At 56.2% G+C, this 24,710-nt stretch carries 23 protein-coding genes and 1 tRNA gene; 15 read left to right on the forward strand and 9 right to left on the reverse strand.

The window, feature by feature from the left end; genetic code table 11:
• Positions 1 to 16: 16 nt before the first annotated feature.
• The 3 genes from Q354_RS0110335 (at position 17) to Q354_RS0110345 (ending at position 4,092) form a co-directional block, all read left to right on the forward strand.
• Positions 17 to 92 (forward strand) — tRNA-Gly (locus Q354_RS0110335).
• A gap of 652 nt (positions 93 to 744) precedes the next feature.
• On the forward strand, positions 745 to 1,170 hold the full coding sequence (locus tag Q354_RS25335) for a type 2 periplasmic-binding domain-containing protein (protein WP_156948294.1): 426 nt from the start codon (positions 745 to 747) through the stop codon (positions 1,168 to 1,170).
• 117 nt (positions 1,171 to 1,287) lie between these two features.
• Positions 1,288 to 4,092 (forward strand): bifunctional diguanylate cyclase/phosphodiesterase, encoded by a 2,805-nt coding sequence (locus Q354_RS0110345; RefSeq protein WP_169828874.1) that lies wholly within the window; start codon positions 1,288 to 1,290, stop codon positions 4,090 to 4,092.
• Here Q354_RS0110345 and Q354_RS0110350 read toward each other — a convergent pair.
• Positions 4,084 to 4,482, reverse strand: a complete 399-nt coding sequence (locus tag Q354_RS0110350; RefSeq protein ID WP_027857542.1) for a PA2817 family protein — start codon at positions 4,480 to 4,482, stop codon at positions 4,084 to 4,086. The two genes, Q354_RS0110345 and Q354_RS0110350, sit on opposite strands and share 9 nt — an antisense overlap.
• A gap of 266 nt (positions 4,483 to 4,748) precedes the next feature.
• Between Q354_RS0110350 and Q354_RS0110355 the strand changes: the two genes are divergently transcribed.
• The 6 genes from Q354_RS0110355 to Q354_RS0110380 all read left to right on the forward strand — a co-directional run bounded on the left by Q354_RS0110355 (position 4,749) and on the right by Q354_RS0110380 (position 10,713).
• Positions 4,749 to 5,681: an ABC transporter ATP-binding protein gene (locus Q354_RS0110355; RefSeq protein WP_027857543.1), complete on the forward strand. Its 933-nt coding sequence runs from the start codon at positions 4,749 to 4,751 to the stop codon at positions 5,679 to 5,681.
• Positions 5,678 to 6,451, forward strand: coding sequence for an ABC transporter permease (locus Q354_RS0110360; RefSeq protein ID WP_027857544.1), 774 nt, complete (start codon positions 5,678 to 5,680; stop codon positions 6,449 to 6,451). The genes Q354_RS0110355 and Q354_RS0110360 overlap by 4 nt, the downstream gene beginning before the upstream one ends.
• Complete coding sequence (gene queF, locus Q354_RS0110365) at positions 6,451 to 7,275, forward strand: NADPH-dependent 7-cyano-7-deazaguanine reductase QueF (RefSeq protein WP_027857545.1); 825 nt, start codon at positions 6,451 to 6,453, stop codon at positions 7,273 to 7,275. The genes Q354_RS0110360 and queF overlap by 1 nt, the downstream gene beginning before the upstream one ends.
• Before the next feature lie 16 nt (positions 7,276 to 7,291).
• On the forward strand, positions 7,292 to 7,852 hold the full coding sequence (locus Q354_RS0110370; RefSeq protein WP_027857546.1) for a nitroreductase family protein: 561 nt from the start codon (positions 7,292 to 7,294) through the stop codon (positions 7,850 to 7,852).
• 2 nt (positions 7,853 to 7,854) lie between these two features.
• On the forward strand, positions 7,855 to 8,316 hold the full coding sequence (locus Q354_RS0110375) for a YiiD C-terminal domain-containing protein (protein ID WP_036229406.1): 462 nt from the start codon (positions 7,855 to 7,857) through the stop codon (positions 8,314 to 8,316).
• A 162-nt stretch (positions 8,317 to 8,478) separates the two neighbouring features.
• Entirely contained in the window at positions 8,479 to 10,713 is a 2,235-nt protein-coding gene (locus Q354_RS0110380) for a heavy metal translocating P-type ATPase (protein ID WP_027857548.1), read from the forward strand.
• 81 nt (positions 10,714 to 10,794) lie between these two features.
• Here Q354_RS0110380 and Q354_RS0110385 read toward each other — a convergent pair whose 3' ends face one another.
• A complete protein-coding gene (locus Q354_RS0110385; protein WP_027857549.1) occupies positions 10,795 to 11,367 on the reverse strand; it encodes a peptidylprolyl isomerase in 573 nt (190 codons plus the stop codon).
• Between the two features lie 598 nt (positions 11,368 to 11,965).
• Here Q354_RS0110385 and Q354_RS0110390 point away from each other — a divergent pair.
• Positions 11,966 to 12,379, forward strand: coding sequence for a VOC family protein (locus Q354_RS0110390; protein WP_051560064.1), 414 nt, complete (start codon positions 11,966 to 11,968; stop codon positions 12,377 to 12,379).
• A gap of 78 nt (positions 12,380 to 12,457) precedes the next feature.
• The gene (locus tag Q354_RS0110395; RefSeq protein ID WP_245601024.1) at positions 12,458 to 14,137 is read left to right on the forward strand and encodes a methyl-accepting chemotaxis protein; all 1,680 of its coding nucleotides are present in this window, start codon (positions 12,458 to 12,460) and stop codon (positions 14,135 to 14,137) included.
• 68 nt (positions 14,138 to 14,205) lie between these two features.
• Here the strand turns inward: Q354_RS0110395 and Q354_RS25340 are convergent, their stop codons facing one another.
• On the reverse strand, positions 14,206 to 16,419 hold the full coding sequence (locus tag Q354_RS25340; protein WP_051560046.1) for a thioredoxin domain-containing protein: 2,214 nt from the start codon (positions 16,417 to 16,419) through the stop codon (positions 14,206 to 14,208).
• 362 nt (positions 16,420 to 16,781) lie between these two features.
• Here Q354_RS25340 and Q354_RS0110405 point away from each other — a divergent pair, with 362 nt between their 5' ends.
• A complete protein-coding gene (locus Q354_RS0110405) occupies positions 16,782 to 17,561 on the forward strand; it encodes an SDR family NAD(P)-dependent oxidoreductase (RefSeq protein ID WP_051560047.1) in 780 nt (259 codons plus the stop codon).
• Positions 17,558 to 17,992: a nuclear transport factor 2 family protein gene (locus Q354_RS0110410; protein WP_027857553.1), complete on the forward strand. Its 435-nt coding sequence runs from the start codon at positions 17,558 to 17,560 to the stop codon at positions 17,990 to 17,992. The genes Q354_RS0110405 and Q354_RS0110410 overlap by 4 nt, the downstream gene beginning before the upstream one ends.
• Here Q354_RS0110410 and Q354_RS25345 read toward each other — a convergent pair.
• The 6 genes from Q354_RS25345 to Q354_RS28720 are packed head-to-tail and all read right to left on the reverse strand — an operon-like array spanning position 17,958 to position 23,273.
• Positions 17,958 to 18,539, reverse strand: a complete 582-nt coding sequence (locus tag Q354_RS25345) for a DUF3833 domain-containing protein (protein ID WP_084332541.1) — start codon at positions 18,537 to 18,539, stop codon at positions 17,958 to 17,960. The two genes, Q354_RS0110410 and Q354_RS25345, sit on opposite strands and share 35 nt — an antisense overlap.
• Positions 18,540 to 19,856, reverse strand: coding sequence for an MFS transporter (locus tag Q354_RS0110420; RefSeq protein ID WP_084332542.1), 1,317 nt, complete (start codon positions 19,854 to 19,856; stop codon positions 18,540 to 18,542).
• Between the two features lie 26 nt (positions 19,857 to 19,882).
• Positions 19,883 to 21,127 carry an SAM-dependent methyltransferase gene (locus Q354_RS25350; protein WP_036229413.1) on the reverse strand — a complete coding sequence of 415 codons (1,245 nt, stop codon included), beginning with the start codon at positions 21,125 to 21,127 and terminating at the stop codon, positions 19,883 to 19,885.
• Positions 21,114 to 21,914, reverse strand: coding sequence for a DUF1365 domain-containing protein (locus tag Q354_RS25355; protein ID WP_051560048.1), 801 nt, complete (start codon positions 21,912 to 21,914; stop codon positions 21,114 to 21,116). The genes Q354_RS25350 and Q354_RS25355 overlap by 14 nt, the downstream gene beginning before the upstream one ends.
• Positions 21,914 to 22,717, reverse strand: coding sequence for an NAD(P)/FAD-dependent oxidoreductase (locus tag Q354_RS28715; RefSeq protein ID WP_245601025.1), 804 nt, complete (start codon positions 22,715 to 22,717; stop codon positions 21,914 to 21,916). Before Q354_RS28715 ends, Q354_RS25355 begins: the two co-directional genes overlap by 1 nt.
• Positions 22,599 to 23,273 carry an FAD-dependent oxidoreductase gene (locus Q354_RS28720; RefSeq protein ID WP_245601026.1) on the reverse strand — a complete coding sequence of 225 codons (675 nt, stop codon included), beginning with the start codon at positions 23,271 to 23,273 and terminating at the stop codon, positions 22,599 to 22,601. Before Q354_RS28720 ends, Q354_RS28715 begins: the two co-directional genes overlap by 119 nt.
• A gap of 157 nt (positions 23,274 to 23,430) precedes the next feature.
• On the opposite strand from Q354_RS28720, the gene Q354_RS0110440 reads away from it, so the two are divergent.
• Positions 23,431 to 24,051 (forward strand): sigma-70 family RNA polymerase sigma factor, encoded by a 621-nt coding sequence (locus tag Q354_RS0110440; protein WP_245601027.1) that lies wholly within the window; start codon positions 23,431 to 23,433, stop codon positions 24,049 to 24,051.
• A complete protein-coding gene (locus tag Q354_RS0110445) occupies positions 24,048 to 24,710 on the forward strand; it encodes a ChrR family anti-sigma-E factor (protein WP_027857556.1) in 663 nt (220 codons plus the stop codon). Before Q354_RS0110440 ends, Q354_RS0110445 begins: the two co-directional genes overlap by 4 nt.

The following is a 24,710-nucleotide window of genomic DNA, read 5'->3' on the forward strand; positions in this document are numbered from 1 at the left end:
CTATGGGACGCCATCCGCGGGAATAGCTCAGTTGGTAGAGCACAACCTTGCCAAGGTTGGGGTCGCGAGTTCGAGTCTCGTTTCCCGCTCCAATATCTTCATGTATCAGTCGCACCCACAAGAAAAGAACATCAGTCGCGAGCCAGCGTGGCCCGGTTGAGTTTCGTTTCCCGCTCCAATATCTTCATGTATCAGTCGCACCCACAAAAAAAGAACATCAGTCGCGAGCCAGCGTGGCCCGGTTGAGTTTTATCTCCCATCCCATTATTCCTGTATCGAAACCCTGCGAAACAAAGCATCAGCTGAGAGCCTGCATAGCCTGCTTCAGTCTTTTACTGTTCCAATTATTCAGACCAGAACGATATCAGCCAGCCATATACCGGTCTGGAACCAGCTTCCTTTTATCTGGCTTGCTGCGATTGCCCTGTATCTGATTTCAGCTTTTCAGTGCTGAATTACCACCTATACTGCTGTGCATGTTGTTACTGTTTCCCTTGAGCCGGATATGTGGTCTTAAGGGACTTATTGAAGCAGGCTTTCGGGGAGATGCGTATCAGCTTAAGCAGGGAGGCTGTTGTCGGACCGGTTATAGCAATTTGAGCCGCCGTTCTTTCCTGAAACAGGAGTTTCAGTTACCTTTGCGTATCTATTTATCGTTACGGGGCTGTCAGTACCGGTCTCCGTTCCAGGTCGTTATGATTTTCAGGGATGCTCTGGTACGCAGATAGGATTGGAGGAGGCGCTGTGACAAGAGCCGGATTCACATTATTCATTTTATTGTCTGCTTTCTCGTATAGGGCAGTTGCAGAAAGCATGGTTATCACCCATCCGAAAGTCCCACTGGAGGCTGTGAGTAAGCAGTTCCTCCTCTCTGTGTTCGCAACTCAGAATAAATTCTGGAGCAATGGCTTGCCGATCCAGGTATTTGTTTTACCTGATGAGCACCCACTGCATGTTGAGTTTGCCAAAGGGACCCTGGGCGTCTTTCCCTATCAGTTGCGGAACATCTGGGACAGAGTTATTGATGCCGGCGCCGGAATAACCCCTGAGCAGGTGGTGAGCCCCGCTGAAATGATGCGTCGGGTACAGAGTACCCCGGGAGCTGTCGGGTATCTGTATGATCAACCACTCGGATCACTGTCCCGCGTTAACAAGCTGGACGTATACTAATTTACTGCGGTCATATCATTGTCGTCATCGCGGCAACATTCTAAGACAGGTTATATGCAGGGAAATCAGGGCATAAAAGGAACATCATTTCTCAGCCTGCGCTGGAAAACGTTTTTATTGTTGGTATTGATACTGCTGGTTGTTCACGGCAGCTATTCGTTTATTGCTTACTATCAACTGGAACAGCGTTTTGAGCAGGAACGGGAGCGAATTAACCAGCGCGATCTTGCCGTGCTGGAAGGCATGATCTCGTCATCCTACCAGCGTCTGCTGGAGGTCGGTGAGATGCTGCCGCTGATCGTCGAGAACCAGGCCGGGCATGATGTTGATGAACTGCTGTTGATGAGCCAGGAGCTGAACCTCAACTTTAACCGTTTCACCCTCAATGGATCGTTAGACGCGCTTTATCTCTATAACGAGAGGGCCCAACTGGTTGGTGCCTGGGGTAAGCCGATCGGCTTACCACTGTCGGTGGTGCGGAATGTGCTGCGCACGGAAAAGCCGGTGCGCAGCCTGGAGTGTTCCTATGATTGCCTGCGTTATGTCGCGTTACCTTTACGCTTATCAGCACAACGCACCGGTGTTCTGGTGGTGGGCCGCGCACTGGTTGATATTATTCTCGCCTTTAACCAGCAAAACAGCCGGGATGTTGGCTTGGCGCTGCGGGTCGACGGCCAGAGTAGCGAACTGCCGGACTGGGGGCTGAATCTCAAGTTTCTGACCCATAAAGTTGCCAGCCTTGAGGTCCTGCAGGGGGCGGTGCTGAGTTCCGGGCTGCCATTGGAAGGCGGACGCTTTTCGGTTGATTCTCAGGGGCGCCACTATGAAGTACTGTTGCGCCCGCCTGCCGCATTGCCGGGCGAGAAAGTGTACTGGGTGCTGATGGAAGACCTGACCCAGAAGCAGAGTGAGCTTCGGCGTGAACTGTTTTCCAGCCTGGCTCTGGCTGCCGCTGGTCTGTTTGTTGCTGCGGTATTACAGCTCTCCGCGTTGCGAAAGCCTTTTGTTCAGCTATCCCATATTGCACGTCATCTGCCGCTGCTGGCGGACAGCTCCTATGACAAGGTTAAAGAGGCACTGGACGTCAAGCGCAAGCCACTGCTTGGTTTTCATGACGAGCTGGATGTGCTGAGGGATAGCAGTCTGGAGCTGACTGATCAGCTTCGTGGTCTGGAACTGTCAGTTCTGGAGCGAACACAAAGCGCCCTGCAACGCAGCGAGGAGCTGGAGCGCGAGCGGGACTTTGTGACCAGCCTGCTGGATACCGCACAGGCGGTGATTCTGACGCTGGACTACAACGGCTACATTACATCGATCAACAGCTTCGGTCTGCGGGCGCTGGGAGTCGAGGAAGAGATACTGAACAAAGTCCGGTTTCAGGATCTGAACCATGATGAGCAGCATCTGCAGGAGCATTTTCAACAACTTGACCGGTTAAGCAAGGGGCTGGAGCTGCAGGTACAGTTTGAGGGACGTCTGGAATCCAGCGACGGCTTTCAGCGTGATCTCACATGGCTTCATTCCCGCTTAAATCATCCGGGGGGCGATGGCAGCCGAATTCTTACCATAGGTATGGATATTACCGAGCGTAAGTCCGCTGAGCGCCGTCTGTTCTGGCTGGTCAACCATGACCCGCTTACCTCCTTGCCCAACAGAATGCTTTTCAACGAACACCTCTCGGAGCAGCTGCGCAAGGTCAGAGTCGCCGAACGGGATATCGTTATACTGGCCTGTGACCTGGATGGCTTCAAGGCGGTGAATGAAGCGCTGGGCTATGTACTGGGAGATGACCTGCTGCGTCAGGCTGCTCAGCGCATACTGACTACCATGCCTGCCGGAACCATGGTGGCGCGCATGGGCAGTGACGAGTTTATGGTGACGCTCAACCTGCCGCGGGGCAGTGCGCTGACCGAGACCTGTCCGGCAGCACTTCTGCAGGCGTTTCAGAAGCCTTTCCTGCTGGATGGTTACGAGATTTTTGTCACCCTAAGTATTGGTATCGCCCGCTACCCTGAGCATGGTGAAGATGCCACGACTCTGGTGAAAAGTGCCGATATGGCGATTTTCCAGGCTAAAGATGACGGCCGTAACCGGGTGCGTTTCTTTAATTCCTCCCTGGGTGTCGAGCGTGATGAGCGCTTCTCGCTGGTCAATGATCTGCATAAAGCGATTGAGAATAAGCAGTTGCTGCTTCACTACCAGCCGCAGATCAATGCGATCACCGGCAAGGTCGTGGGACTGGAAGCGCTGTTGAGGTGGAATCACCCGGTAGCCGGAATGATTCCTCCGGGTAAGTTTATTCCGGTGGCTGAAGAGCAGGGCTTGATTGTGCCCATTGGCGATTGGGTATTGGAACAGGCGTGTCTGCAGTTACAGCGGTGGCAGGCTGACGGTGTCTGCGATGTTCAGGTCGGTGTTAACCTGGCAGGGCAGCAGTTGATGCATGAGGGTATTCTTGGCTCCGTCGAAAGATCGCTGCAAAAAGCCGGACTGGATGCGACCGCGCTTGATCTGGAGGTGACAGAGAGCTTCCTGTTACGCCACACTGAGTCAACGATCAGCAAGCTTTACCAGTTACGGGAGATGGGGGTAACCCTGTCGATGGATGACTTCGGTACCGGATACTCCTCCCTCAGTTATCTGAAGAAATTACCGATGGACCGGCTTAAGATCGATCAGAGCTTTGTCCGCGACATTGGACGGGATGCCGATGATGAATCGATCGTGCGCGCCATTATTGCGTTATGTCAGAGCCTGGGACTTGAGGTACTGGCGGAAGGTGTCGAAACTGCCGAGCAACTGGCATTCCTGCGGATGCAGGGCTGCCATCTGATTCAGGGCTACTATTACAGTAAACCTCTGGAAGCGGAGGAGGTACTGCCGTACCTCCTGGAAAAAAACGCCGTCGCAGAGTCAGTTTAAACCGAGCAGGTTAGCGCGGGCTTCCTCATAGCGGAAGCTTTCGTCACCACGCTGCTCGGCATCATGGCGCATCTCGTCCAGCCTCTGGTAGATAGCGATCTCTTCGTCCGGCATGTAGTGCAGACAATCACCGCCAAAATACCACAGCAGGTCGCGTGGGATCAGGGGAACCAGATGAGGATAGGCACGTACCAGGTGCAACATCAGGTGCTGGCCATCTTCATAGATATGCTCTTCCTGACGGGCAACGTCCTCTACCAGCGTGCGGTAGCGCTCCAGAAACTCCATATCGGCCGAATTCGGCGCTTCGAAGTTGAAAGGCTCCTGCTTGATCAGATTGTTATAGGTCAGTTTCAGGAAATTAAGGTGGAAGACGTGGTAGGGGGTCACCGGGTACTCCGTTGCTCGAATTGGTCTGTACAGCTGAAAATAGCGTAACTGAGGTTACCGCCACAACGACGGACAACAGATTGTTGCACCAGCTGTGCGGAAGGAGACTTGAAAAGCTGCGATAATAGCGCCATTCAAAACAGCATTATATCTGAGTAGGGCTTTGGATGCTTCCGTTGAGCGTCCGCCGTAGCGGCCCCGGGCGTATCTTCCAAATTGCTGCCTGCCACTCAGTCATCGCTTTCTTAATCCAACAGGATCTGTAAATGACAACCGCCTTATCAATTCGTGACCTGCGTAAGGTCTATGGTAATGGTTTTGAAGCGTTGAAGGGCATCAGCCTCGACGTACAGCAGGGGGATTTTTTCGCTCTGCTTGGCCCTAATGGGGCTGGTAAATCAACCACGCTGGGTATTGTTTCATCGCTGGTGAATAAAACCTCCGGATCGGTTTCTGTTTTTGGTTACGATCTTGAAACCCATCTGTCGCAAGCAAAGAAATGCCTGGGGGTTGTACCTCAGGAGTTCAACTTTAACCAGTTTGAAAAAGTGCTGGATATCGTTGTAAATCAGGCAGGGTATTACGGTATAGCGCGTAAGGATGCGCTGCAGCGGGCTGAGTTCTATCTCGGCAAACTGGGGCTATGGGAAAAGCGTAACCAGACTTCGCGTATGTTGTCCGGCGGTATGAAGCGCCGGCTGATGATTGCCCGTGCCCTGGTCCACAGTCCTAAACTTCTGATTCTGGATGAGCCGACAGCGGGTGTGGATATAGAGCTGCGCCGTTCTATGTGGGAGTTTCTGCAGGAGATCAATGCCGCCGGAACCACCATTATCCTGACCACCCATTACCTGGAAGAGGCAGAAAGCCTGTGCCGCAATATCGCCATCATTGATCAGGGCGCTATTGTGAAAAACACCAGTATTCGCAGTCTGCTGCAGCAACTCAATACCGAAACCTTCCTGCTCGACCTGTCACCGACGCCCGCCGAATCCTTTGCGCTTGATGGCTATGAGGTTGAACTGGTGGACGGGCATACGGTGCAGGTCGAAGTGGAGAAAAGTCAGGGCCTGACTCCGGTCTTTGTGCAGCTGCGCGAACGCGGCTTCGAAGTGACCAGTATGCGTAACAAGGCTAACCGGCTGGAAGAACTGTTTGTCTCGTTAGTGGATAAAAATCTGGAGCAGCAACCCGCATGAATTCACAGGAACTGTTCATCGCTTTCTGGACCATTGTTACCAAAGAGATCCGCCGTTTCACCCGTATCTGGGCGCAGACCATGCTGCCACCGGCGATCACCATGACGCTCTATTTTGTGATCTTCGGTAACCTGATTGGCAGCCGTATCGGCGATATGGGCGGCTTTGATTATATGGAGTACATAGTGCCGGGGCTGATCATGATGTCGGTGATCACGAACTCCTACGGCAATGTTGTGTCCTCCTTCTTCGGCACCAAGTTCCAGCGTAATATTGAAGAGCTGCTGGTCTCACCGATACCCAACTGGATTATCCTCAGCGGCTATGTTGTTGGCGGTGTGGCCCGGGGGCTGGCCGTTGGCCTGATCGTTACCATGCTGTCGCTGTTCTTCACCGACCTGCAGGTACAGAACCTGATGGTGACAGTATCGGTGGTGTTCCTGACCGCGGTGCTGTTTTCCCTGGGCGGCTTTATCAATGCGGCCTACGCCAACTCCTTTGACGATATTGCGATCATTCCGACCTTTGTCCTGACGCCGCTGACCTATCTGGGCGGTGTGTTTTATTCGATCCAGTTGTTGCCGGAATTCTGGCAGAATGTATCCTTGCTTAACCCGATTTTGTATATGGTCAACACCTTCCGCTTTGGCATCCTCGGGGTAAGTGATATCAGTATTGGTTTTGCATTCGCTATGATACTGATCTTTATCGCGGCGTTGTTTACCTACGCGCTGCATCTGCTGAACTGTGGTAAAGGTATTCGAAACTGATGAAACAGGATCAGATCCTCCAAGACGCACCGCTGGGACAGGATACTCAGTATGTGAACAGCTATGACCCGTCGCAGCTGTTTCCCATCGAGCGCCATATTAAATGGGCCGAGAAAAGTATCGATCGTGCTGAGCTGCCGTTCGATGGCGTTGATATCTGGAACGCCTACGAGATTTCATGGCTGAACAGCAAAGGCAAACCGATCGTATGCCTGGCTGAATTCCGCATTCCGGCCAGCTCCCGCTGCATAATAGAATCCAAGTCATTCAAGCTCTATCTCAACTCCTTCAACCTGAGTCGCTTCGACAGCGAGGAGCAGGTGCGCGGGCTGATGGCAAAAGACCTGAGCGCGGCGGCCGGTGGTGAGGTGGAGGTGATTCTCTATCACCCGGATCGCGCCCCGGCTTTTGGTCAGTTCACCGGCTTCTGCCTCGACGATATGGATGTCGAAGTTGAGCACTACGAGCCTCAGCCTGAGCTGCTCAGGGCCGATCACGACGTCGTCGAAGAGGTGCTCTACAGTCATCTGCTGAAATCCAACTGCCCGGTGACCGGTCAGCCTGACTGGGCTTCCGTGGGCATCAGCTACAAAGGCCGCGAGATCGATCGCGAAGGCCTGCTGAAGTACCTGATCTCCTATCGTGAGCATGGCGACTTCCACGAGCAGTGTGTCGAGAATATCTTTATGGATATCTGGAACCGTTGCCAGCCGGAATCGCTTAGTGTCTATGCCCGCTACGTGCGTCGTGGTGGCCTGGATATCAACCCATACCGCAGCTCCGAAGATCCGGATGTAGGCAATCTGCGCCTCAGCCGGCAGTGATTCAGGGAGAGAAAAAATGAATGCTATTGAAGCCCTGCATAACCGGGTCTCCTGTCCGTTGCTGGAAGAGCCAGGTCCGACTCAGCAACAACTGGATAATATGTTTCAGGCGGCGCTACGCTCGCCGGACCATGCCGGCCTGCACCCCTGGCGTTTCCTGCTGGTCAGCGGGGAGCAGCGTGAGCAGCTCGGAGAGCTGTATCTGGAAGCCGCGCTGAGAGGTAATCCAGAGCTGTCTGTCGAGCGCCAGGAGAAAACCCGCAGGATGCCGCTACGGGCGCCGACCATGGTCGTGGTGATTGCCCGGCTGTGCGAACATCCCAAAGTACCTCAGTCTGAAATGCTGATCTCTGCCGGCTGTGCTGCGCAGAACATCCTGCATGCGGCACATGCACAGGGGATTGGTGCAATGTGGCGTACCGGTGAGCTGGCCTATGATGCTCACGTCAAGAGCGGCCTTGGCCTAACAGACAGCGAAGAGATTGTCGGGTATATCTATCTGGGAACACCGGCGCGAATCCGTAAGGTGCCGCAGCTGGAGCAAGACGATTATGTACAGACCTGGCAGAGAAGCTAAAGATGTCCCGGCAACAGAATACCGATGAATTCCTCGAATGGCTGCGAGGCCAGATTCCGCTGATCAATTATATGGGATTTAAACCTCTGCAGTTTGACGGTAACAGCCTCACCATGTCAGCCGAGCTGGCGCCAAATGTGAATGACAAGGGAACCGGCTTTGGCGGATCTCTAGCCACGGTGGCCACTTTGTGTGGCTGGAGCCTGATTACCCTGCACCTTCGCAGCCTGGGACGGGATGACGATGTGGTTATCCGCGATAGCCATCTGGAATACTTCCTGCCGGTCACCGAAGATTTCGCAGCTGTAGCGACGCTGCCCGATGCGGAAGCCCTGAGTGCTTTTAACCAGCGGATGGACAGAAAAGGCCGCGCCCGGATGGATCTGGTTATCGAGATCCGCCAGGATGATAAAGTGGCCCTGCGTCTCTCCGGTAGCTATGTGGCGCTGGAGAAAAAACGCTGACCTGCCGCGGAGGCGCCGTCCTCCGCCGGATTTTTCCCTTTCCGCTCTCAATCCTTTCCCTGAATGGCAGTTATCACTGTGACTGTTGACTCTAAAGCTTGCTTCAGGGTTTAAACTGGACTTAATTGCATCATCCGGTTTCTGATTCAGGAGATTTATCTAATGTCCCAGCTGCAGGTCCATCACTACGCTTTACAGGGAATTAAATGCGCGGGCTGTGTGCGCTCGCTGGAACGTGCCTTGGGCAGTGCCGAGCAGATCAGTGATTTCTCGGTTAACTTTGCCGACCGTACCGCCTCAATCCAGAGTGACTCCGACCCGGCACAGGTGATCAGTGTGATCTCTGCGGCGGGTTATGGTGCGGAGGTGCTGGAGAACGAGCAGGACCAGGCACGGGTGGAAGCGGCAGAACAAGCTCACTATCAGCAGAAGAAAAAGCACAGTCTGATCGCCCTGGCAACCGGGGCTCTGATGATGTTGATGGCGTTGCTGGGCTGGATGCCGGATATCACTACCACGGCGGGCCGCTGGCTGGGGGCCGCGATGGGGCTGGCCAGTCTGTTGGTGATGTTGGTAAGTGGTGCAGAGATTTATCGTGGCGCCTGGAGCAGCGCGCGTCAGCTGCGCTTCAATATGGACACGCTGATCGGCCTGGGTACCGGGGCCGCCTGGCTCTATTCCAGCGGACTGCTGCTGGTGGCCGCGATAAGCGACACGGTGCTGCCGCAGGCAGCGACCCATCTGTACTATGAAGCGGCGGTGATGATTCTGGGCTTTATCCTGCTGGGGCAGATGCTGGAAACCCGGGCCCGGGGCAAAACGGCCGAAGCGCTGCGTAAGCTGGTTAAGCTGCAGCCCGAAACCGCACTGCGCTTAAAAGCGGGAGAGGAGAAAGAGGTACCGGTAGCGCTGCTGCAACCGGGGGATCAGGTGCGTATCCGCCCGGGGGAGAGCGTCCCGGTGGACGGAATTGTGGCTGACGGTCACAGCTACCTTGACGAGTCGATGCTGACCGGAGAATCCCGCCCGGTGTCCAAAGCTGCCGGTGATGCACTGGTTGGCGGGACGATCAACGGCAGCGGCAGCCTGCTGATGACGGTCTCAGAGGTGGGGCACAACACGGTGCTGGCAAAAATCGTTGAAACTGTGCGCCAGGCCCAAAACAGCAAGCCCGCGATCGGCAAGCTGGCGGATGATATCGCGGCCGTCTTTGTTCCGGCTGTTATGGTTGTTGCCCTGATTACAGCACTGGCCTGGTGGTGGTTGGGACCGGAGCCGCAGTTAACCTATGCCATCGTTACCATGATGACCGTACTGATCGTAGCCTGTCCCTGCGCCCTTGGGCTGGCAACGCCGATGTCGGTGATGGTGGCGGTCGGGCGGGCAGCCGCGACGGGCGTGCTGATTCGTAATGGTGATGCACTGCAGCGGGCGCGCGAAATAACCACCGTCGTACTGGATAAAACCGGTACCGTGACTCGGGGAAAGCCAGCGGTAACTGCGGTCAGTTACTTCGACGAACCGTTACCGCAGACGACACTGAACGGCTGGATCAGTGCGCTTGAGGCCCGCTCTGAACATCCGCTGGCGGCCGCGCTGACAGAGCACCTGGGCCCGGCAGCAGAGGTCCGGATTGAGGATTTTCAGGCGCATGCCGGTAGTGGCCTGTCCGCCATCGTCGAGGGTCATCAGCTCGTGCTGGGAAACGCCGGGATGATGAACCAGGCGTCTGTCGATATTGCCGTTGCGGAAGACGATGCGCTCAGCTACAGCCAGCAGGCCTGCTCTCTGGTTTATGTCGCGCTTGATCAGCAGTTGGTGGCCCTGTTTGCGGTCGCCGATCCGTTAAAAGAGGATTCGGCTGCTGCGCTGGCGGAGCTGCGTCGACGGGGAGTAAAGCTGGTTCTGCTCTCCGGGGATAATCAGCGTACCGCGGAGGCGGTGGCTACACAGGTGGGAATTGACCAGGTGATTGCCGAGGTTAAGCCTGAGGATAAGCTGAAACAGATACAGGCGCTGCAGGCCAGGGGTGAGGTCGTGGCAATGGTGGGGGATGGCGTTAACGATGCGCCAGCGCTGGCCCAGGCTGATGTGGGGATGGCGATCGGCTCGGGCACTGATGTGGCGATTGCCAGCGCTGATATCACCCTGATGTCAGGCTCACTGACATCGGTTGCGGCGGCGATCGATATCTCAGCCGCGACAGTGCGGAATATACGCCAGAACCTGTTTGGCGCTTTTATCTATAACACACTGGCGATCCCGCTGGCGGCGGGCATACTGTTTCCGGCATTCGGGCTGCTGCTGAACCCGATGATTGCCGGTGCCGCCATGGCTATGTCGTCAGTCACCGTGGTCAGCAATGCCAACCGTCTGCGCTGGCAAAAACTGCACTGACAGCAAGCATCAGGACGAAACCGGGGGAGAGGCCCATCAGCCTTTCCCCTTTGGTTTGCGGCCCGAGATTCTGACGGCGACTTATTCTGCGTCGGCGCGGTAGGCTTTCTCGATAATCACCGGTGACTTCGGAACATCACGGTAGTGGTCCACCGTGGTGGTTGGCACGCGGCTGATCTGCATGACCACATCCATCCCCTTGGTCACTTTGCCAAACACCGCATAACCCGGACGCTGGCTGCTGCCATTCAGGTTGCGGTTGTTGACCGTATTGATAAAGAACTGGGCGGTAGCACTGTGTGGGGCACGGGTGCGGGCCATGGCAATAGTGCCGGGTTCGTTTTTCAGGCCGTTATCTGACTCGTTCTTAATCGGTGCCTTGGTGTCTTTCTTTTCCATGGCCTGCGTAAAGCCGCCGCCCTGAATCATAAAACCGGCGATCACCCGGTGAAAAATGGTGTTGTTGTAGTAACCGCTGTCGACATAGCCGAGAAAGTTTTCGACAGATATCGGGGCTTTTTCTGCGTTCAGCTCCAGCTCGATATTGCCCTGATTCGTTTCAAAGATTACCACCGCTGAATCGGCCTGTGCGGTAGCGGATGCCAGTGCTATTACCAGACCGCCCAGCAGGGCAGATACTTTGCCTTTAAACATATCAATTAAATCCTTTCTGTAAGGTAATCGCTCTAGGCTGCCAAAAATCGGCAGCCTTGGGAAGGTTTAACCCGGATACATCCCGCTGATGTACACAAAACCAAACAAAGATGCCTGGTCAGGCCGTGTCCTGAGTGACTATTCATAATCCGCGAATAGTCCGACATTGTCGGCCCGTCTGTTATGAAGCGCTGCTTTGGATCGGTCTGCGGCCTTAATCCGGCGTTCGTCGGGAGTCCGGGGTACTTCAGAGTTGCAGATGCTGCTGCCTGAAATACGGTGTGATTTCAGTAGCAGCAATGCCGCGAATTGATTGCCGGGACGGTCTGAGTTGCTGAATTAGCTTTCTGAAATTCTTATTTCTTTTCGTATTAAACAAATAACTTTTTTATATTTTTTTGCGGCAGGCAGGGTGATTACTTTGTTTATCGGCCTGTTTTTTATCCAGATATTTACTAGGGTGTAAATGCTATTTGTCTGTTTTATGACCGCTTCCGGTTATTAAATGAACAGATCTTCTTGAGTCGCGGCAAAAAGCCTTTCTATTATGTGGCTTAAAAATATTTACTTAGTTTTATGTCTAATGGAATTTCAGGATATGCCGATAAATAATCTGTTCAGTATTGTCGCACTGGACCATGTTGTATTGGTCGCAACAGATCTTCCCGGGATGGAACTGTTTTACACCCGACGTTTGGGCTGTCAGGTGGTAAGGCGTGTGGAAGAGATCGGACTGGTGCAGCTGAAAGCCGGGTCTTCACTGATTGACCTGCTACCCGCAGCCACCGCCAGAGTGGCAGGGGAAAGGTACAGCAATATGGATCATCTCTGTATTCAGATCACACCGTTTGAAGTACCGGCCCTGATGGAAGCCTTCCACGACTGCCTGGAGGGTGAAGTCGAGACACGTTTTGGTGCACAGGGCTTTGGCTTATCGTTATATATCCGTGATCCGGAAGGTAACAAAGTTGAGCTCAAAGAAGGACAGGGTCAGCGTCATCACATGACCTGATTCAGTAACAATGTCACCGGACGAGCAAAAACTACTATAAACCACGTATTAAAGTGGAGTCGCTTGCAGATGGGGAACATGTCGTTAAAAACCAAAATACTGTTGCTGACGGTAATACCATTATTAGTGGCTACAGCCATTATCATGATGGTGACCCGGCTTCAGTTACAACAGCTTGGCGAAAATGAAATCGCACAGATCCGCCAGGATATGATGCAGGACAAGCAGGAAACTCTGAAAAACTTCATGGATATGGCTGTATCGGCCGTCGCTCCTATCTATGATGATGCCGCCTCGGATGATATGCAGGCGCGCGAAACTGTGTTGAATACCCTGCGAAACCTGAGCTATGGAGAGAAGAAAGACGGCTATGTTTTCGTCTACGATTACGACGGTACGGCGCTGGCAATGCGGGCAAAGCGCTCGCTTGAGGGTAAGAACATGCTCAACCTTACCGATAAGAACGGCGTCAGGCTGATTGCTGAACTTATCTCAGAGGCGCGGCAGGGTGGCGGTTTCGTTACCTACATCTGGGATAAACCCTCTAAGGGAATGGCAGTGGAAAAACTCAGCTATGCCGTTGGTTTCCCCAAGTGGAACTGGATGCTGGGTACCGGTTTCTATATCGATGACATAGAAGACCGGGTCGCGGCGACCCGGGCCGAACTGAACAGCAAAATCACCGAAACCATGTGGTTTATTTTTCTTATCGGTGTCGTGCTGATCGTGCTCTTTGCATTCCTTTCGATGATGTCTGCCAAGAAGCTGATGCAGCCGCTGACAGAGGTGGCTGATGCCCTGCAGGATCTCGGACAGGGAGAAGGGGATCTGACCCGCCGCCTGAATGTCGTTGCCAATGATGAGGTTGGACAGGTAGCCAAGGGCTTTAATGACTTTGCCGATAAGATCCATACTCTGGTACGGGAGCTGAAAACCGGGATTGATGACCTGTCGGTTTCTACCCAGCGGATGCAGGGTGTTGTCGATAGTACTCACGCTGAGGTCAGTAAGCAGAAACAGGAGACCGAGCAGGTTGCGGCGGCAATTCATGAGATGGCGACCGCTGTTCAGCAGGTGGCCGGAAGTGCTTCCCAGGCGGCATCCTCCGCGTCTAATGCCGATGAGGCCGCCGTCGCCGGTCAGCATCTGTTTACGGAAACGATCACCTCCATCCATAACCTGTCAGATGGTGTTAATCGCGCCGGCGATGTTATTACCGAACTGGATCGCAATGCCGAACAGATTGGTACCGTGGTGAACGTGATCAAGGAAATTGCCGATCAGACTAACCTGCTGGCGTTGAACGCGGCAATTGAAGCAGCGCGTGCCGGTGAATACGGTCGTGGTTTCTCCGTTGTGGCCGATGAGGTCCGGACCCTGGCTAACCGTACCCAGCAGAGCACTGAAGAGATTCAGAGCATGATTGAAAAGCTGCAACAGGGGGCGCGCTCAGCCGTAGGAGTGATGGAGGACAGTCGCAGCAATACGGAAAATACTGTCACCCAGGCCCGTGAAGCCAGCAGTTCGCTGCAGAGTATCACCGGCGCTGTCGGTACTATCAATGAGATGAATACCCAGATTGCCTGTGCCGCCGAGGAGCAGACCTCGGTTGCGGAGGAGGTTAGCCGCAGTATCCATCACATTGCAGATATTGCCGAGAGCGCAGCCGGTAATGCCAATGACCTGTCGCATACCGCAACAGAGATGTCTGACCTGGAACGCCGCCTGACCCGGCTGGTGGAACAGTTCCGGATCTGATCAACAAACGCCGGAGCTGCGAAGCCGCAAACGGTTTCGCAGCTCCGGGCATCTTCCTTTCAGCCGCTTCACAGTTGCATCACCCTGATTTCCGGTGGCAGGCAATGACGCTGGTTACAGGCCTGGTAACGAACCTGCAGCAGGGGAGCCGGGGTTGAAATCGCATTGAGCTTACCCCGTACCAGAACCCTGCCGCTGTAGAGCGGAATGACCTTTCCATCCACACACTCTGAGTCATTGGCCTCGGGGTAATCAATATCGGCGCCGCTGATATTCAGTTGCAATCCCATCCGCTGCTCGGTAGGGCTGTTATGGGCCTGGAGGTGCCAGCCTTCCTGCAGTGACAGCGACAGCTCGAAGCGGTTGCGGCGTCGTCGCAGTGATAACCACAGCGCCCCCGCGGCACCGTATTGTAAGCTCTCCCGTCCACCTTCAAGCCGTTGTGCCAGTACCCTGAGCAGGTAGCTGTAGGCAGAGGGGTAGCGCAGTACATTGGCCTGCATATTGTTGAGTAACTGATCGGCCCGGTGCAGGTAATGCGGCTTTCCGGTACGCTGGTTCAGCATCAGCAGTACTTCATAGGCGACGGAATTTCCGGCGGGATAGGCGTTGTCGTCCAGCTGGCGGCTGGGGCCGGGCAATAGTGGATTGTTGTCTGACAGGAAAAAGCCGCCGCTGCTGTTATCCCAGAAATGTTCCCGCATCTCCTGATTCAGCTCTTCAGCCCGCTGCAGCCAGCATTCGTCTTCAGTCAGGTCATAGACCGCCAGACAGGCCCGGCAGAACCAGGCGTAATCCTCCTGGCTGGCAATCACGCCGTGGCGGCCATCGCGACTATCACGCCACAGCTGGTTATCCTTGACCCGGTGCTGGTGCCAGAGAGCCGTGGCCGCGCGTTCAGCTGCCTGATGGTACTGGCGCTCGCCCAGCTGTAAGGCAGCTTCAGCCAGGGTTGAAATCATCATGGCATTCCAGGCGGTGACGATCTTATCGTCAATCAGGGGCGCAATCCGTTGCTGCCGCAGCTGTTGCAGGCGCTGGCGGATACCGTCGAGAAACCTGAGTGCTTCCGGGTCTTCTGCCAGTTGCTCAGCGATCCCCCGCCGCAGGGTAAAGAGGCTGCGGTTTTCCAGCTCGGGGATGATATTCAGTTGCAGCATTCCGGTGGCTCGCTGGCACTCCGCGCCACTGAGCGAGCGGGCCAGTTCCTTACGACTCCAGCTATAGTAGCGACCCTCACTGCCTTCGCTGTCGGCGTCGATAGCGGAGTAGAACAGTCCGTCTTTCCGGCGCATCTGCTGCAACACAAACTGCAGGGTCAGCTCGGCGGCATGGCGGTGTAACCGGTTACCACTCAATTGCCAGCTGCGCAGATAAAGCGCGCTGAGCTGGGCCTGATTAAACAACATCTTTTCAAAGTGGGGCAGTTGCCATTGCCGGTCCGTGGTATAGCGATGGAAGCCGCCGCCGATATGATCAAACAATGCCCCCCTGACCATGCTATCGAGACTGTTCTGCACCTGTTGCCAGCAACGCCGGTCTCCCTTGCGTATCGCCCAGTCCAGCAGCAGGTGAAGCGCCGCTTCACGGGGAAACTTCGGCGCTGAGCTGAAGCCGCCATGCTTGTTGTCGAAGCTTTCCTGTAGTTGTTCCACCGCATCCCGGGTCAGGGCGATTGAGGCGTGTCCGCTGGCTTTCTCCGGCTGGTTCAGTTCGCGGATAGTCGTAATAACCTGCTCCGCCTCCCGTTCCAGCTGGTCCCGGCTGTTGAGCCAGAGCTGGTGGATCTGAGACAGGTAGTGGATGAATTGTTGCGGCGGCCAGTAGGTGGCCGCGTAAAAGGGCTTGCCCTCAGGAGTCAGGAACGCCGACAGCGGCCAGCCACCCTGTCCGCTCAGCAGGCTGCAGGCGATCATATAGTAGTTATCCACATCCGGCAGTTGCTCCCGGTCTACCTTCACCGGCACAAAGTGGTGGTTCAGAAAGCTGGCAATCGCCGGATCTTCAAAACTCTCCCGTGCCATCACGTGGCACCAGTGGCAGGTTGCATATCCGATGGAGAGAAAAATCGGTCGCTGGCTGTTTTGTGCCAGCAGGAAGGCCTGTTCATCCCAGGGATGCCAGAGCACGGGGTTGGCAGCGTGTTGCAGCAGATAGGGTGAGCTGCTGTCTGCCAGACGATTACGGGACATACGACGAGCACCGGCCTGACCGGAAGAGCTGAGGGTATTGCGCCCGCTGGCGACAGCGCCTGATCCGCCGCGGGGATTTGCGTGATTCATGGGGCAACTCCGGGTGAGAGTCATCACCGCAGGCAGCCTGACGGGGCCTGACGCGGTGGATTACGCACTCTTCAATCCCTGCTGGATGCGCACCAGCCCACTACCTGATCTGTGTTGTTCCCTAAATCGTAAACCATATACGGAGGTTATGAGACGAACAGTTATGAGTTTCATGTTACTGCTGACCTCCATGCATGGCATTGCAGCCACAGCGACTGCCGCTGGCCGTTTAGCGATAGGTTTGAGCATTATTGCCCGGGGCGCGCAGAGGTGCGTCTTAGCTATAGCCGGAACGGTGTGACTTCTCTATGCAGCAGATGTTCGATAACCCTAAAGGAGTCAATCATGGAAAGGAGTCAATAATGGGTCAGGCTGTGCGATCCCGCCTTCCCTGGAAGCATTGCTGGATAACCGGTGGCAGCAGTGGTATTGGCCGGGCGCTGGCACTGGCGATGGCCTCACAGGGAGTCAGCGTAAGCATCAGCGGCCGCCACCCCGGGGCTCTGGCCAAAGTGCAGGCGGAAGCCGCCGATCTGCCCGGGCGGATCTGTAACCTGCCGCTGGATATCACCGATTCCGCTGCCGTGCAGGCGCTGGTAGATGGTTGGCAACCGGAGGCGTTCCCTGATCTGATCATTCTGAACGCGGGCACACACCAGCCCGATTCGGCGCAGAATTTCTCGCTGCATCAGGCCCGTCGGCTGGTGGATATCAACTTACAGGGGACGCTGAACTGTCTCGCGGCCGTGCTGCCGGGGATGACCGCCAGAGGCTCCGGTCAGCTGGCAGTGATGGCGTCGGTGGCGGGTTATCGGGGACTGCCGGGGGCTGCCGTCTATGGCGCCACTAAGGCTGCCCTGATCAATCTGACTGAATCGCTGCAGCCGGAGCTGGCTGAACAGGGGATCCGTCTACAGCTGATTAATCCCGGTTTTGTGAAGACACCGCTGACCGATCGTAACAGGTTTCCCATGCCCTGGCTGGTTCCGGCAGAAGCGGCCGCAGAGGCGATTCTGAAGGGATTGCGGAGCCGGCGCTTCGAGATCAGCTTTCCCGGACGCTTTGTATTCTGGCTAAAGCTGGCAAGACTGTTACCCTACAGACTGTACTTTTCAGTTGTGGCAAGGATTACCCGAGCATGATGATACCCCCTGCGGTTGTACGCTATTGTGAACTGTTTAGTCATCTGAGCCTTGATAACGTCGACCTGCTGGGAGAACTGGTCAGCGATGATATTGAGTTTAGGGACCCGTTTAATCATCTCAGCGGCCGCGATGCGTTTATCGGCGTGATGCGTGAGATGTTTGAGCAGCTGGAGAGCCCGGTGTTTGAGGTCGAGCAGATCGATGCGGTGGCAGATGGTGCTTACGTGATCTGGCAGTTTAAGGCCCGCGCGCCCCTGATCGGTTTATGGCGTCAGCCCGGCCTGAGCCGCATAAGGGTGAATGAGGCCGGACTGATCGATCAGCATCTGGACTACTGGGACAGCGCCGGTTTTTACAGCCGTATCCCGCTGCTGGGGGCCGTGCTGCGCTGGCTTAAAGCACGAATCGCTTACGCATCTGATCGCTGAGATTGTCCTCGCGCATAAAGAACAGCGTCACTTCTCCTAGCCCTAATCCCCATTTCGACACTTTGGCCCGGTTGATCAGGCTGCCGTCCGGCTGCAAAAACATCCAGTCATTGAACCTGACCCGCCACTCCCTATCGCCCACTTTCAGATCCATCTGGTAGCGCCAGTTCAGCGCATTTCCCGCCGCAAGCCCGGCCGCTGCACCGACGATATCCGGGGCCGTGCCTGAATACCGACCGTTGCCCTGAGGCCGGATGGTCCAAATACGGCGCTGTTTCTCGCCGTCGCTGTAACTGAAATACTCCTTCAGCAGCAGTGTCTGACCGTCCCAGCGGCCATCGATATCCACCCTGAACTCCCGGCGCAGGGTGCCAAAGCGGTCTTCGAAAATCCCCCAGGCCATGACCCGGCCATCAAAATACTCTTCCGGCAGCAGGGTTGGGCTGCGGCCGGAAAACTGTTCAACGTTCATGGGCGTACACCCGCTTAATATCGAAAGAATCAGCAGTACGCATAGGCTTACCCGTTTCCCTATTACAATGACCATCTACCCCTCCTGCTGGTGTTGAAGGCGGGATTGCACCGCGCGCTGGGCGTCCCGGTCCAACGGAAAGCGCCACAGGATAATCAGCGATCCTGCCTTTAATACGCAGGGCAGCAGGGCGTAGATCAGCAGCAGAGGCAACTGAGAGTCCGGATAGACATACTGCAGCAGTTCCAGCAGGGGCAGCGCGATACCGACCGCCAGTGCCAGCGCCAGCTTGGTGGCCATATTCCAGCAACCATAGAGGACGCCGGCCCAGTCGCGGCGATAGCGGTAGCGGTCCCAGTCCACCACATCCGCCTGCATGGCCGGTGGCAGGGTCAGGTCGGCCCCGAGCATGGCGCCGGTGACCAGGCATATCAGCATAAACAGCGGCTCGCCGTACGCCGGTACCCAGAGTGTCAGGACAAAGGCGCTGATCGCAGTCATCATCGCCAGACACCAGAGACGATGTTTGTTATAGCGCTGGCACAGATGTAACCAGAGCGGCAGGCTAAGTACGGCAGAGGCAAAGTACAGCAGCAGGAACAGGGCGCGGGCACGGTCATCACCGTCCAGCACCTGACTGATAAAAAGCGGAAACACCACCGCCGGAATGCCGTTTGCCATACCATTCAGGCCCCAGCAGGCGACGAGCCGCACAAACAGCTTATTCTGCCGAATCAGCTTAAGGTCTTTCCGGGGTTGCTGCCTGGCAGGTGGGCGGGTCGTGGGCTGGGACAGTAACAAACCGATAAAGACCGCGCCCAGTATCAGCGTCAGCCAGACCAGTGACTGCAGGGCAGCCTGGCTGCTGCGCCCGTTCTCGATCAGCAGCAATGGAATTGCCGCTGAAAGCAGCAGCCCGGCCAGGCCGAAGCTCTCGCGCAGGGTGATCGCCCGGCTGCGCTGGAAGCTGTCGCGGTTAAAGTCGCTCAGCCAGGTGATATAGGGAACCTGAATCAGGCTCCAGCCAAGGTAGAGCAGGCTGCTGGCGAGAAACAGCAGCATTCCCGGAGGCAACAGAATCTGATCAGGGTAGACCAGCGCCAGCAGGGTCGGTGTGCAGAACATGGCACCGATTACCATTAGCAGCTTGTGCGGGGGCGCCCGCATCTGATCATCGAAATAGCCAGCCAGTGGATCACTCAGCATATCCAGCAACCGGCTCAGTAGCAGGATGATGCCCACCAGGGTCAGCGAAAGCCCCATCTGTTCGACATAGAAGGTCGGCAGCAGGATGTAGAGCGGCAGGGTGGGCAGGGTCAGAGGTAGCGCCGGCAGTGCATAGATCAGCATCTGCATCTGTCCCAGAGGGTATATCTTGCGCTGGCTAGTCATAGTCTGTGGCCCGGAAACTCATACCATCAGCAGTCAGGCGCTTTTAGCACGAAGAAGCCGACATCGATGCTACCGCTGCGAAAGCCCCCCTCGCAGTAGCCCAGGTAATACAGCCACATACGCCGGAAGCGTTCGTCGAACCCCTGCCGCTCGATCTCCGGCCACTGTTGCAGGAAGGCCTGTCGCCAGATCTCAAGCGTTCGGGCATAGTCCTGACCAAACATCTGCTGGTGCTCCAGCTCAAATCCGGCATCGGCCACCTGCTGGCGCAGTACTTTGACGCTGGGCAGCATACCGCCGGGGAAGATATAGCGCTGGATAAAATCGGTCTGCAGGCGATAGCGATCGAAGCGCTGGTCGTCGATCGTGATGATCTGCAGCACGGCCCGCCCGCCCGGCTTCAGGCAGCGCTTCAGGGTTTCAAAGTAACCCGGCCAGTGGCTTTCCCCCACGGCTTCGAACATTTCGATGGAGGCGATCGCATCGTACTGTCCCTGAAGGTCCCGATAGTCCTGCAGCTTAAGCTGGCCGCGTTCGCTGAGGCCCGACTGCTGCAGCTGCTGTGTTGCCCACTGTAACTGCTCTTTTGACAGGGTGATTCCCTGCAGCCGGATATCGGGACGCTGCTGCAGTATATGTCTGGCAAAACCGCCCCAGCCGCAGCCGATCTCCAGCAGCCGGGCATCAGGCAGCAGCGCCAGCAGTTCGCCGATCCGGTCAAACTTGTTCTGCTGTGCTGCCAGCAGGTCCTGTTCCGGATGGCTGAACAGGGCACTGGAATAGGTCATACTCTGGTCGAGCCAGCGCCGGTAAAAGTGATTGCCCAGGTCATAATGGTAAGCGATGTTGCGCTTACTGCCCCGGCGACTGTTGGCGCGCAGGCGGTGCACAAGCCGGTCGCGCAGCCGGCCCAGGGCGCTGGCCCTGCCCAGTCCGCTGAGGGCGCGTTCATTTTCCAGCGCCCACTGCACCAGCACGGTGATGTCGGGAGAGTCCCATTCGTCGGCCATATAGCTTTCTGCCCAGCCGACCAGGCCGCCGAACAGGAAACGGCGCAGGGCGCGGTAGCTGTGCAGGCGAACCTCTGCATGCGGTTGGCTCAGATCCCCCACCTGCAATTGCTGGCCGTTGGGGAAGCTCAGGCGCAGTGAGCCTTCAGTCAACCGTGGCAATACCCGGCGCAACAGGTTCAGACACAGCTTATCCAGCCAGTGGCTGCTTTCAGGCAGGGCGTTTTGGGAAAAGTCAGCGGAGTAATCAGCGGGCTTCATCGTGAGCGTCTCCTGAGGGGGCGGCAGGGTGATCGGCGTCAGGCCGGGGTTGCAAAGGTGTTTTCTTCAGCCAGAGTCGCAGCGCTTCCCAGTGAATCGCAGCAATCACCTTCAGCGTCATCAGCGGATAGCGCAGGAACAGGCGGATCAGCTGGCGGTCGCTGAGGGGCTGCTGTGTGCCGCTAAAGCTGGCAAGCAGCAGAGGCTGGTTGTGTTCCGATTGATGAATCCTTATGGCTACCTGTTCTGCCGGGGGGCGGATTTGAAAGCTGTAATCGCACTGCATGCCGATAAACGGTGAAACATACATCGCTTTGTCGCAGCGCTGGCGCAGGGGGGGATTGTCCTCTGTTTCAGTCAGCTCGGCCGGCAACACATAGCTGTGGCGCTCACCAAAGGTATTGCTGACCTCATAGATGATAGCGCCGGGCCGGTTCTGCTGGTCGTAGCAGAACCAGACACTGAGCGGATTAAAGACATAGCCCAGAATCCGTGGGTAGCAGAGCAGTTCGATCCGTTGGCTGAACTGCTGCAGGCCGTTTTTCCGCAGCAGGGTTTCGGCGTGGTCGCGTAACCCGCCTTCCTGACCGTTACCGTAATCGCGGTCGTAAAAGGCGAACAGGTTACGACGATTATGGCCGAACAGGCGCAAGCGCTGATGCAGCTGTGGCAGCTCGTCGATATCGACACAGAGGCTGAATACCCGGTAGATAAATCGGTGCTGGCGGGGACGGTAGCGGTGGTGCATCACGCTGCCGGTATAGATTCTCGACAGGAACTGCGCCATCAGCTGGCTTCCCGGCGTAACTGGCGACGCTGTATGTTTTCCACTTGGATACGCGAATTGGGACTGTCCAGCGTCCAGGGGCGGGGAATACCGCCGAGCGCTTCTGCTACCGCCAGTCCGGACTGGATACCGTCTTCATGGAATCCGTAGCCGAAATAGGCACCACAGAACCAGGTGCGCTGTTCGCCCTGTAATTGCCACAGATGCTGCTGGGCCATGACACTGTCGAGCTTGAATGCCGGATGGTCGTAGAGGAAGCTGCGATAGATGCTGCCTGCTGCGGGCTCCTGCAGCGGATTCAGGCTGACAAAGAGGTTGTCTCCGGTAGCCAGAGGCTGCAGCCGGTTCATCCAGTAGGTCACCGATACCGAGGGCTCAGGCTGCCTGAAGTTGCCCATATAGTTCCAGCTGGCCCAGGCACTGCGTCGTAATGGCATCAGGCTTTCATCCCGGTGCAAAATGGCGCGGTTGCGTTGATAAGGGAAGCATTTAAGCAGTGCCTCCTCGCGCAGGGTCGGCTGGTCAAGCAGTGACAATGCCTGATCGGCATGGCAGGCCAGCACGACTTCATCGAAGTGCATCCGCTTACCGTAGCGGTCTTCCAGCCAGACGCCGTCGCTCTGACGCACAATTCGATTGATGTGGCTGTTCAGCTGCACCTTATCGCCCAGGATCGCGGCAATTTTATCGACGTAGTTTTTGCTGCCTCCCGGCACGGTGCGCCACTGGGGGCGATTTTTCAGCTGCACCAGGCCGTGGTTCTGGCAGAAGCGCAGAAAGGTCAGGGCCGGATAGCTGAGCATCCGGTCGACCGGCGTTGACCATATGGCAGCGCCCATCGGCACCAGGTGCTGATAGATAAAGGCATCGCTGTAGCGTTCTTTTTTGCAGTAACTGCCCCAGCGTCAGGTCGGCAAACTCCGGCTCGCTACTGTAGCGGCCGGCATTCAGGTAGAAGCGCCGGAGATCCTTCAGCAGCGTCCAGAAGCCCGGCCTGAGCAGGTTGCGCCGCTGGGCAAACAGGCCGGCGAACCCGCAACCACTGTATTCGAGCGCTCCCTGATCAAGCGAAACAGAAAACGACATATCGGTGACGGCACTATCGACATCGAGATGCTCGAAAAAGCGCACCAGGTTGGGGTAGTTCTTCGGGTTATAGACAATAAACCCGGTGTCGACATCCACCGGCTGGCCGCTGCTGTCGTCGATACGCACCGTATTGCTATGGCCGCCCAGGCGCTCATCTTTCTCAAACAGCGTGATATCGTGCACCTGGTTCAGCAACCAGGCGCAGCTGAGCCCCGAAATGCCGGAACCGACGATGGCGATCTTCTTCCTGTGGATGGCAGCGACGTTCATCTTATCTCCCTCTGAGTCATTACCGTTGCCCCTGAGATGTTGGCGGGCATAATACTTTGCTTATTTTCCATGGCTGTACGAAGCTGAACGCCAACAGGATCACAATTATTAATTCACTCACTTTGCAGTGATCCGGATGCCGCATAAGGACGTATCGATGGGTAAGGATAACAACGAGGCAGGAGACGATGTGAACAGAGTCGTCGAAAACAGCGCCCTGAAGGTGGCCAGAGAGAGTGGCGAAATGCAGCAACAATGGAGCGCTAAGCTGGTGGTACTGGGCGAGCGGAAGGATAGAGCGGTCTTCGCCGAGCTGTTCAGCCATTTTGCGCCCCGGCTTAAGTCCTATGTCATCCGCCTGGGTCTGCCGGATGCGGCGGCTGAGGAGGTGGTGCAGGAAGCGATGCTTTCTGTATGGCGTAAAGCGCATCTCTACCGGCCGGAAAAAGCGGCCGCCAGCACCTGGATCTTTACCCTGGCGAGAAACCTTTGTATCGACCGCATGCGCAAAGATCGCTATCCGATGTGTGAACTCCCGGAAGAAGAGCCCGACCCGTCGGAGCGGCATGCCGGTACGGATAGCCTGGTCGCTGACCGCATCTCGGCGGCTCTCTCACGCCTGCCGGAAGCGCAGGCGCAGGTGGTGTACCTCTCCTTTTATGAGGGCCGCAGCCACAGTGAAATTTCTGAGCGGCTGGGTGTGCCTCTGGGCAGTGTCAAATCCCGGATGCGACTGGCATTCGATAAGTTACGGGAGTTGTGGGGGGATGAAGCATGAATATCCATCACCATCTTGATGATGCAACACTGCTGAGCTATGCCGCCGGCGCTCTGCCTCAGGGCATGGCGTTACTGGTCGCTTGCCACCTCTCCTGGTGTCCGGGGTGTCGTGAGAAAATGCATCAGGCAGAAGCGCTGGGTGGTGCCTTACTGGATACCGTTGAAGAGACGGCGATGGCCGAAGATGCACTGGAGCAGATGATGGCGTTGCTGGATCAGCCTGACAGCAAGGCCCCGGTGGTGACCGAACTGAAGCGTAATCCGGCTGCACAGGACAGCGCGGTGCCCGGGCCGCTGGAACACTATATCGACCAGCCGCTGGATCGCTTATCCTGGAAGATGCTGGCACCCGGTATCCGCCACTATGATCTGGGTATCAAGGGTGAGGGCAGCTGCCGCTTACTGCGAATCGCACCGGGAACGGCGGTGATGCCGCACGGTCACAAAGGCAATGAACTGACGCTGATCCTGCGAGGTTCCTACAGCGATGAGTTTGGCCGCTTTCGCGCCGGTGACGTGGCTGATCTCGACAGCGAGGTGAATCACCAGCCGATTGCCGACAGCGGAGAGGATTGTATCTGCCTGATTGCCACGGATGCGCCGCTGCATTTCAACAGCATCGTCGGGCGACTGGTACAGCCGCTGATCGGCCTCTGA

It is taken from the genome of Marinobacterium jannaschii DSM 6295, from assembly GCF_000620085.1.
In the GTDB taxonomy this organism is placed as follows: domain Bacteria; phylum Pseudomonadota; class Gammaproteobacteria; order Pseudomonadales; family Balneatricaceae; genus Pontibacterium; species Pontibacterium jannaschii.

Coding starts and splice junctions, on each gene's coding strand:
- Q354_RS0110355 (WP_027857543.1), top strand. CDS start 4,749: ATGACAACCGCCTTATCAATTCGTGACCTGCGTAAGGTCTATGGTAAT.
- Q354_RS0110360 (WP_027857544.1), top strand. CDS start 5,678: ATGAATTCACAGGAACTGTTCATCGCTTTCTGGACCATTGTTACCAAA.
- queF (WP_027857545.1), top strand. CDS start 6,451: ATGAAACAGGATCAGATCCTCCAAGACGCACCGCTGGGACAGGATACT.
- Q354_RS0110370 (WP_027857546.1), top strand. CDS start 7,292: ATGAATGCTATTGAAGCCCTGCATAACCGGGTCTCCTGTCCGTTGCTG.
- Q354_RS0110375 (WP_036229406.1), top strand. CDS start 7,855: ATGTCCCGGCAACAGAATACCGATGAATTCCTCGAATGGCTGCGAGGC.
- Q354_RS0110380 (WP_027857548.1), top strand. CDS start 8,479: ATGTCCCAGCTGCAGGTCCATCACTACGCTTTACAGGGAATTAAATGC.
- Q354_RS0110385 (WP_027857549.1), bottom strand. CDS start 11,367: ATGTTTAAAGGCAAAGTATCTGCCCTGCTGGGCGGTCTGGTAATAGCA.
- Q354_RS0110390 (WP_051560064.1), top strand. CDS start 11,966: ATGCCGATAAATAATCTGTTCAGTATTGTCGCACTGGACCATGTTGTA.
- Q354_RS0110395 (WP_245601024.1), top strand. CDS start 12,458: ATGTCGTTAAAAACCAAAATACTGTTGCTGACGGTAATACCATTATTA.
- Q354_RS25340 (WP_051560046.1), bottom strand. CDS start 16,419: ATGAATCACGCAAATCCCCGCGGCGGATCAGGCGCTGTCGCCAGCGGG.
- Q354_RS0110405 (WP_051560047.1), top strand. CDS start 16,782: ATGGGTCAGGCTGTGCGATCCCGCCTTCCCTGGAAGCATTGCTGGATA.
- Q354_RS0110410 (WP_027857553.1), top strand. CDS start 17,558: ATGATGATACCCCCTGCGGTTGTACGCTATTGTGAACTGTTTAGTCAT.
- Q354_RS25345 (WP_084332541.1), bottom strand. CDS start 18,539: ATGGTCATTGTAATAGGGAAACGGGTAAGCCTATGCGTACTGCTGATT.
- Q354_RS0110420 (WP_084332542.1), bottom strand. CDS start 19,856: ATGACTAGCCAGCGCAAGATATACCCTCTGGGACAGATGCAGATGCTG.
- Q354_RS25350 (WP_036229413.1), bottom strand. CDS start 21,127: ATGAAGCCCGCTGATTACTCCGCTGACTTTTCCCAAAACGCCCTGCCT.
- Q354_RS25355 (WP_051560048.1), bottom strand. CDS start 21,914: ATGGCGCAGTTCCTGTCGAGAATCTATACCGGCAGCGTGATGCACCAC.
- Q354_RS28715 (WP_245601025.1), bottom strand. CDS start 22,717: ATGCTCAGCTATCCGGCCCTGACCTTTCTGCGCTTCTGCCAGAACCAC.
- Q354_RS28720 (WP_245601026.1), bottom strand. CDS start 23,273: ATGAACGTCGCTGCCATCCACAGGAAGAAGATCGCCATCGTCGGTTCC.
- Q354_RS0110440 (WP_245601027.1), top strand. CDS start 23,431: ATGGGTAAGGATAACAACGAGGCAGGAGACGATGTGAACAGAGTCGTC.
- Q354_RS0110445 (WP_027857556.1), top strand. CDS start 24,048: ATGAATATCCATCACCATCTTGATGATGCAACACTGCTGAGCTATGCC.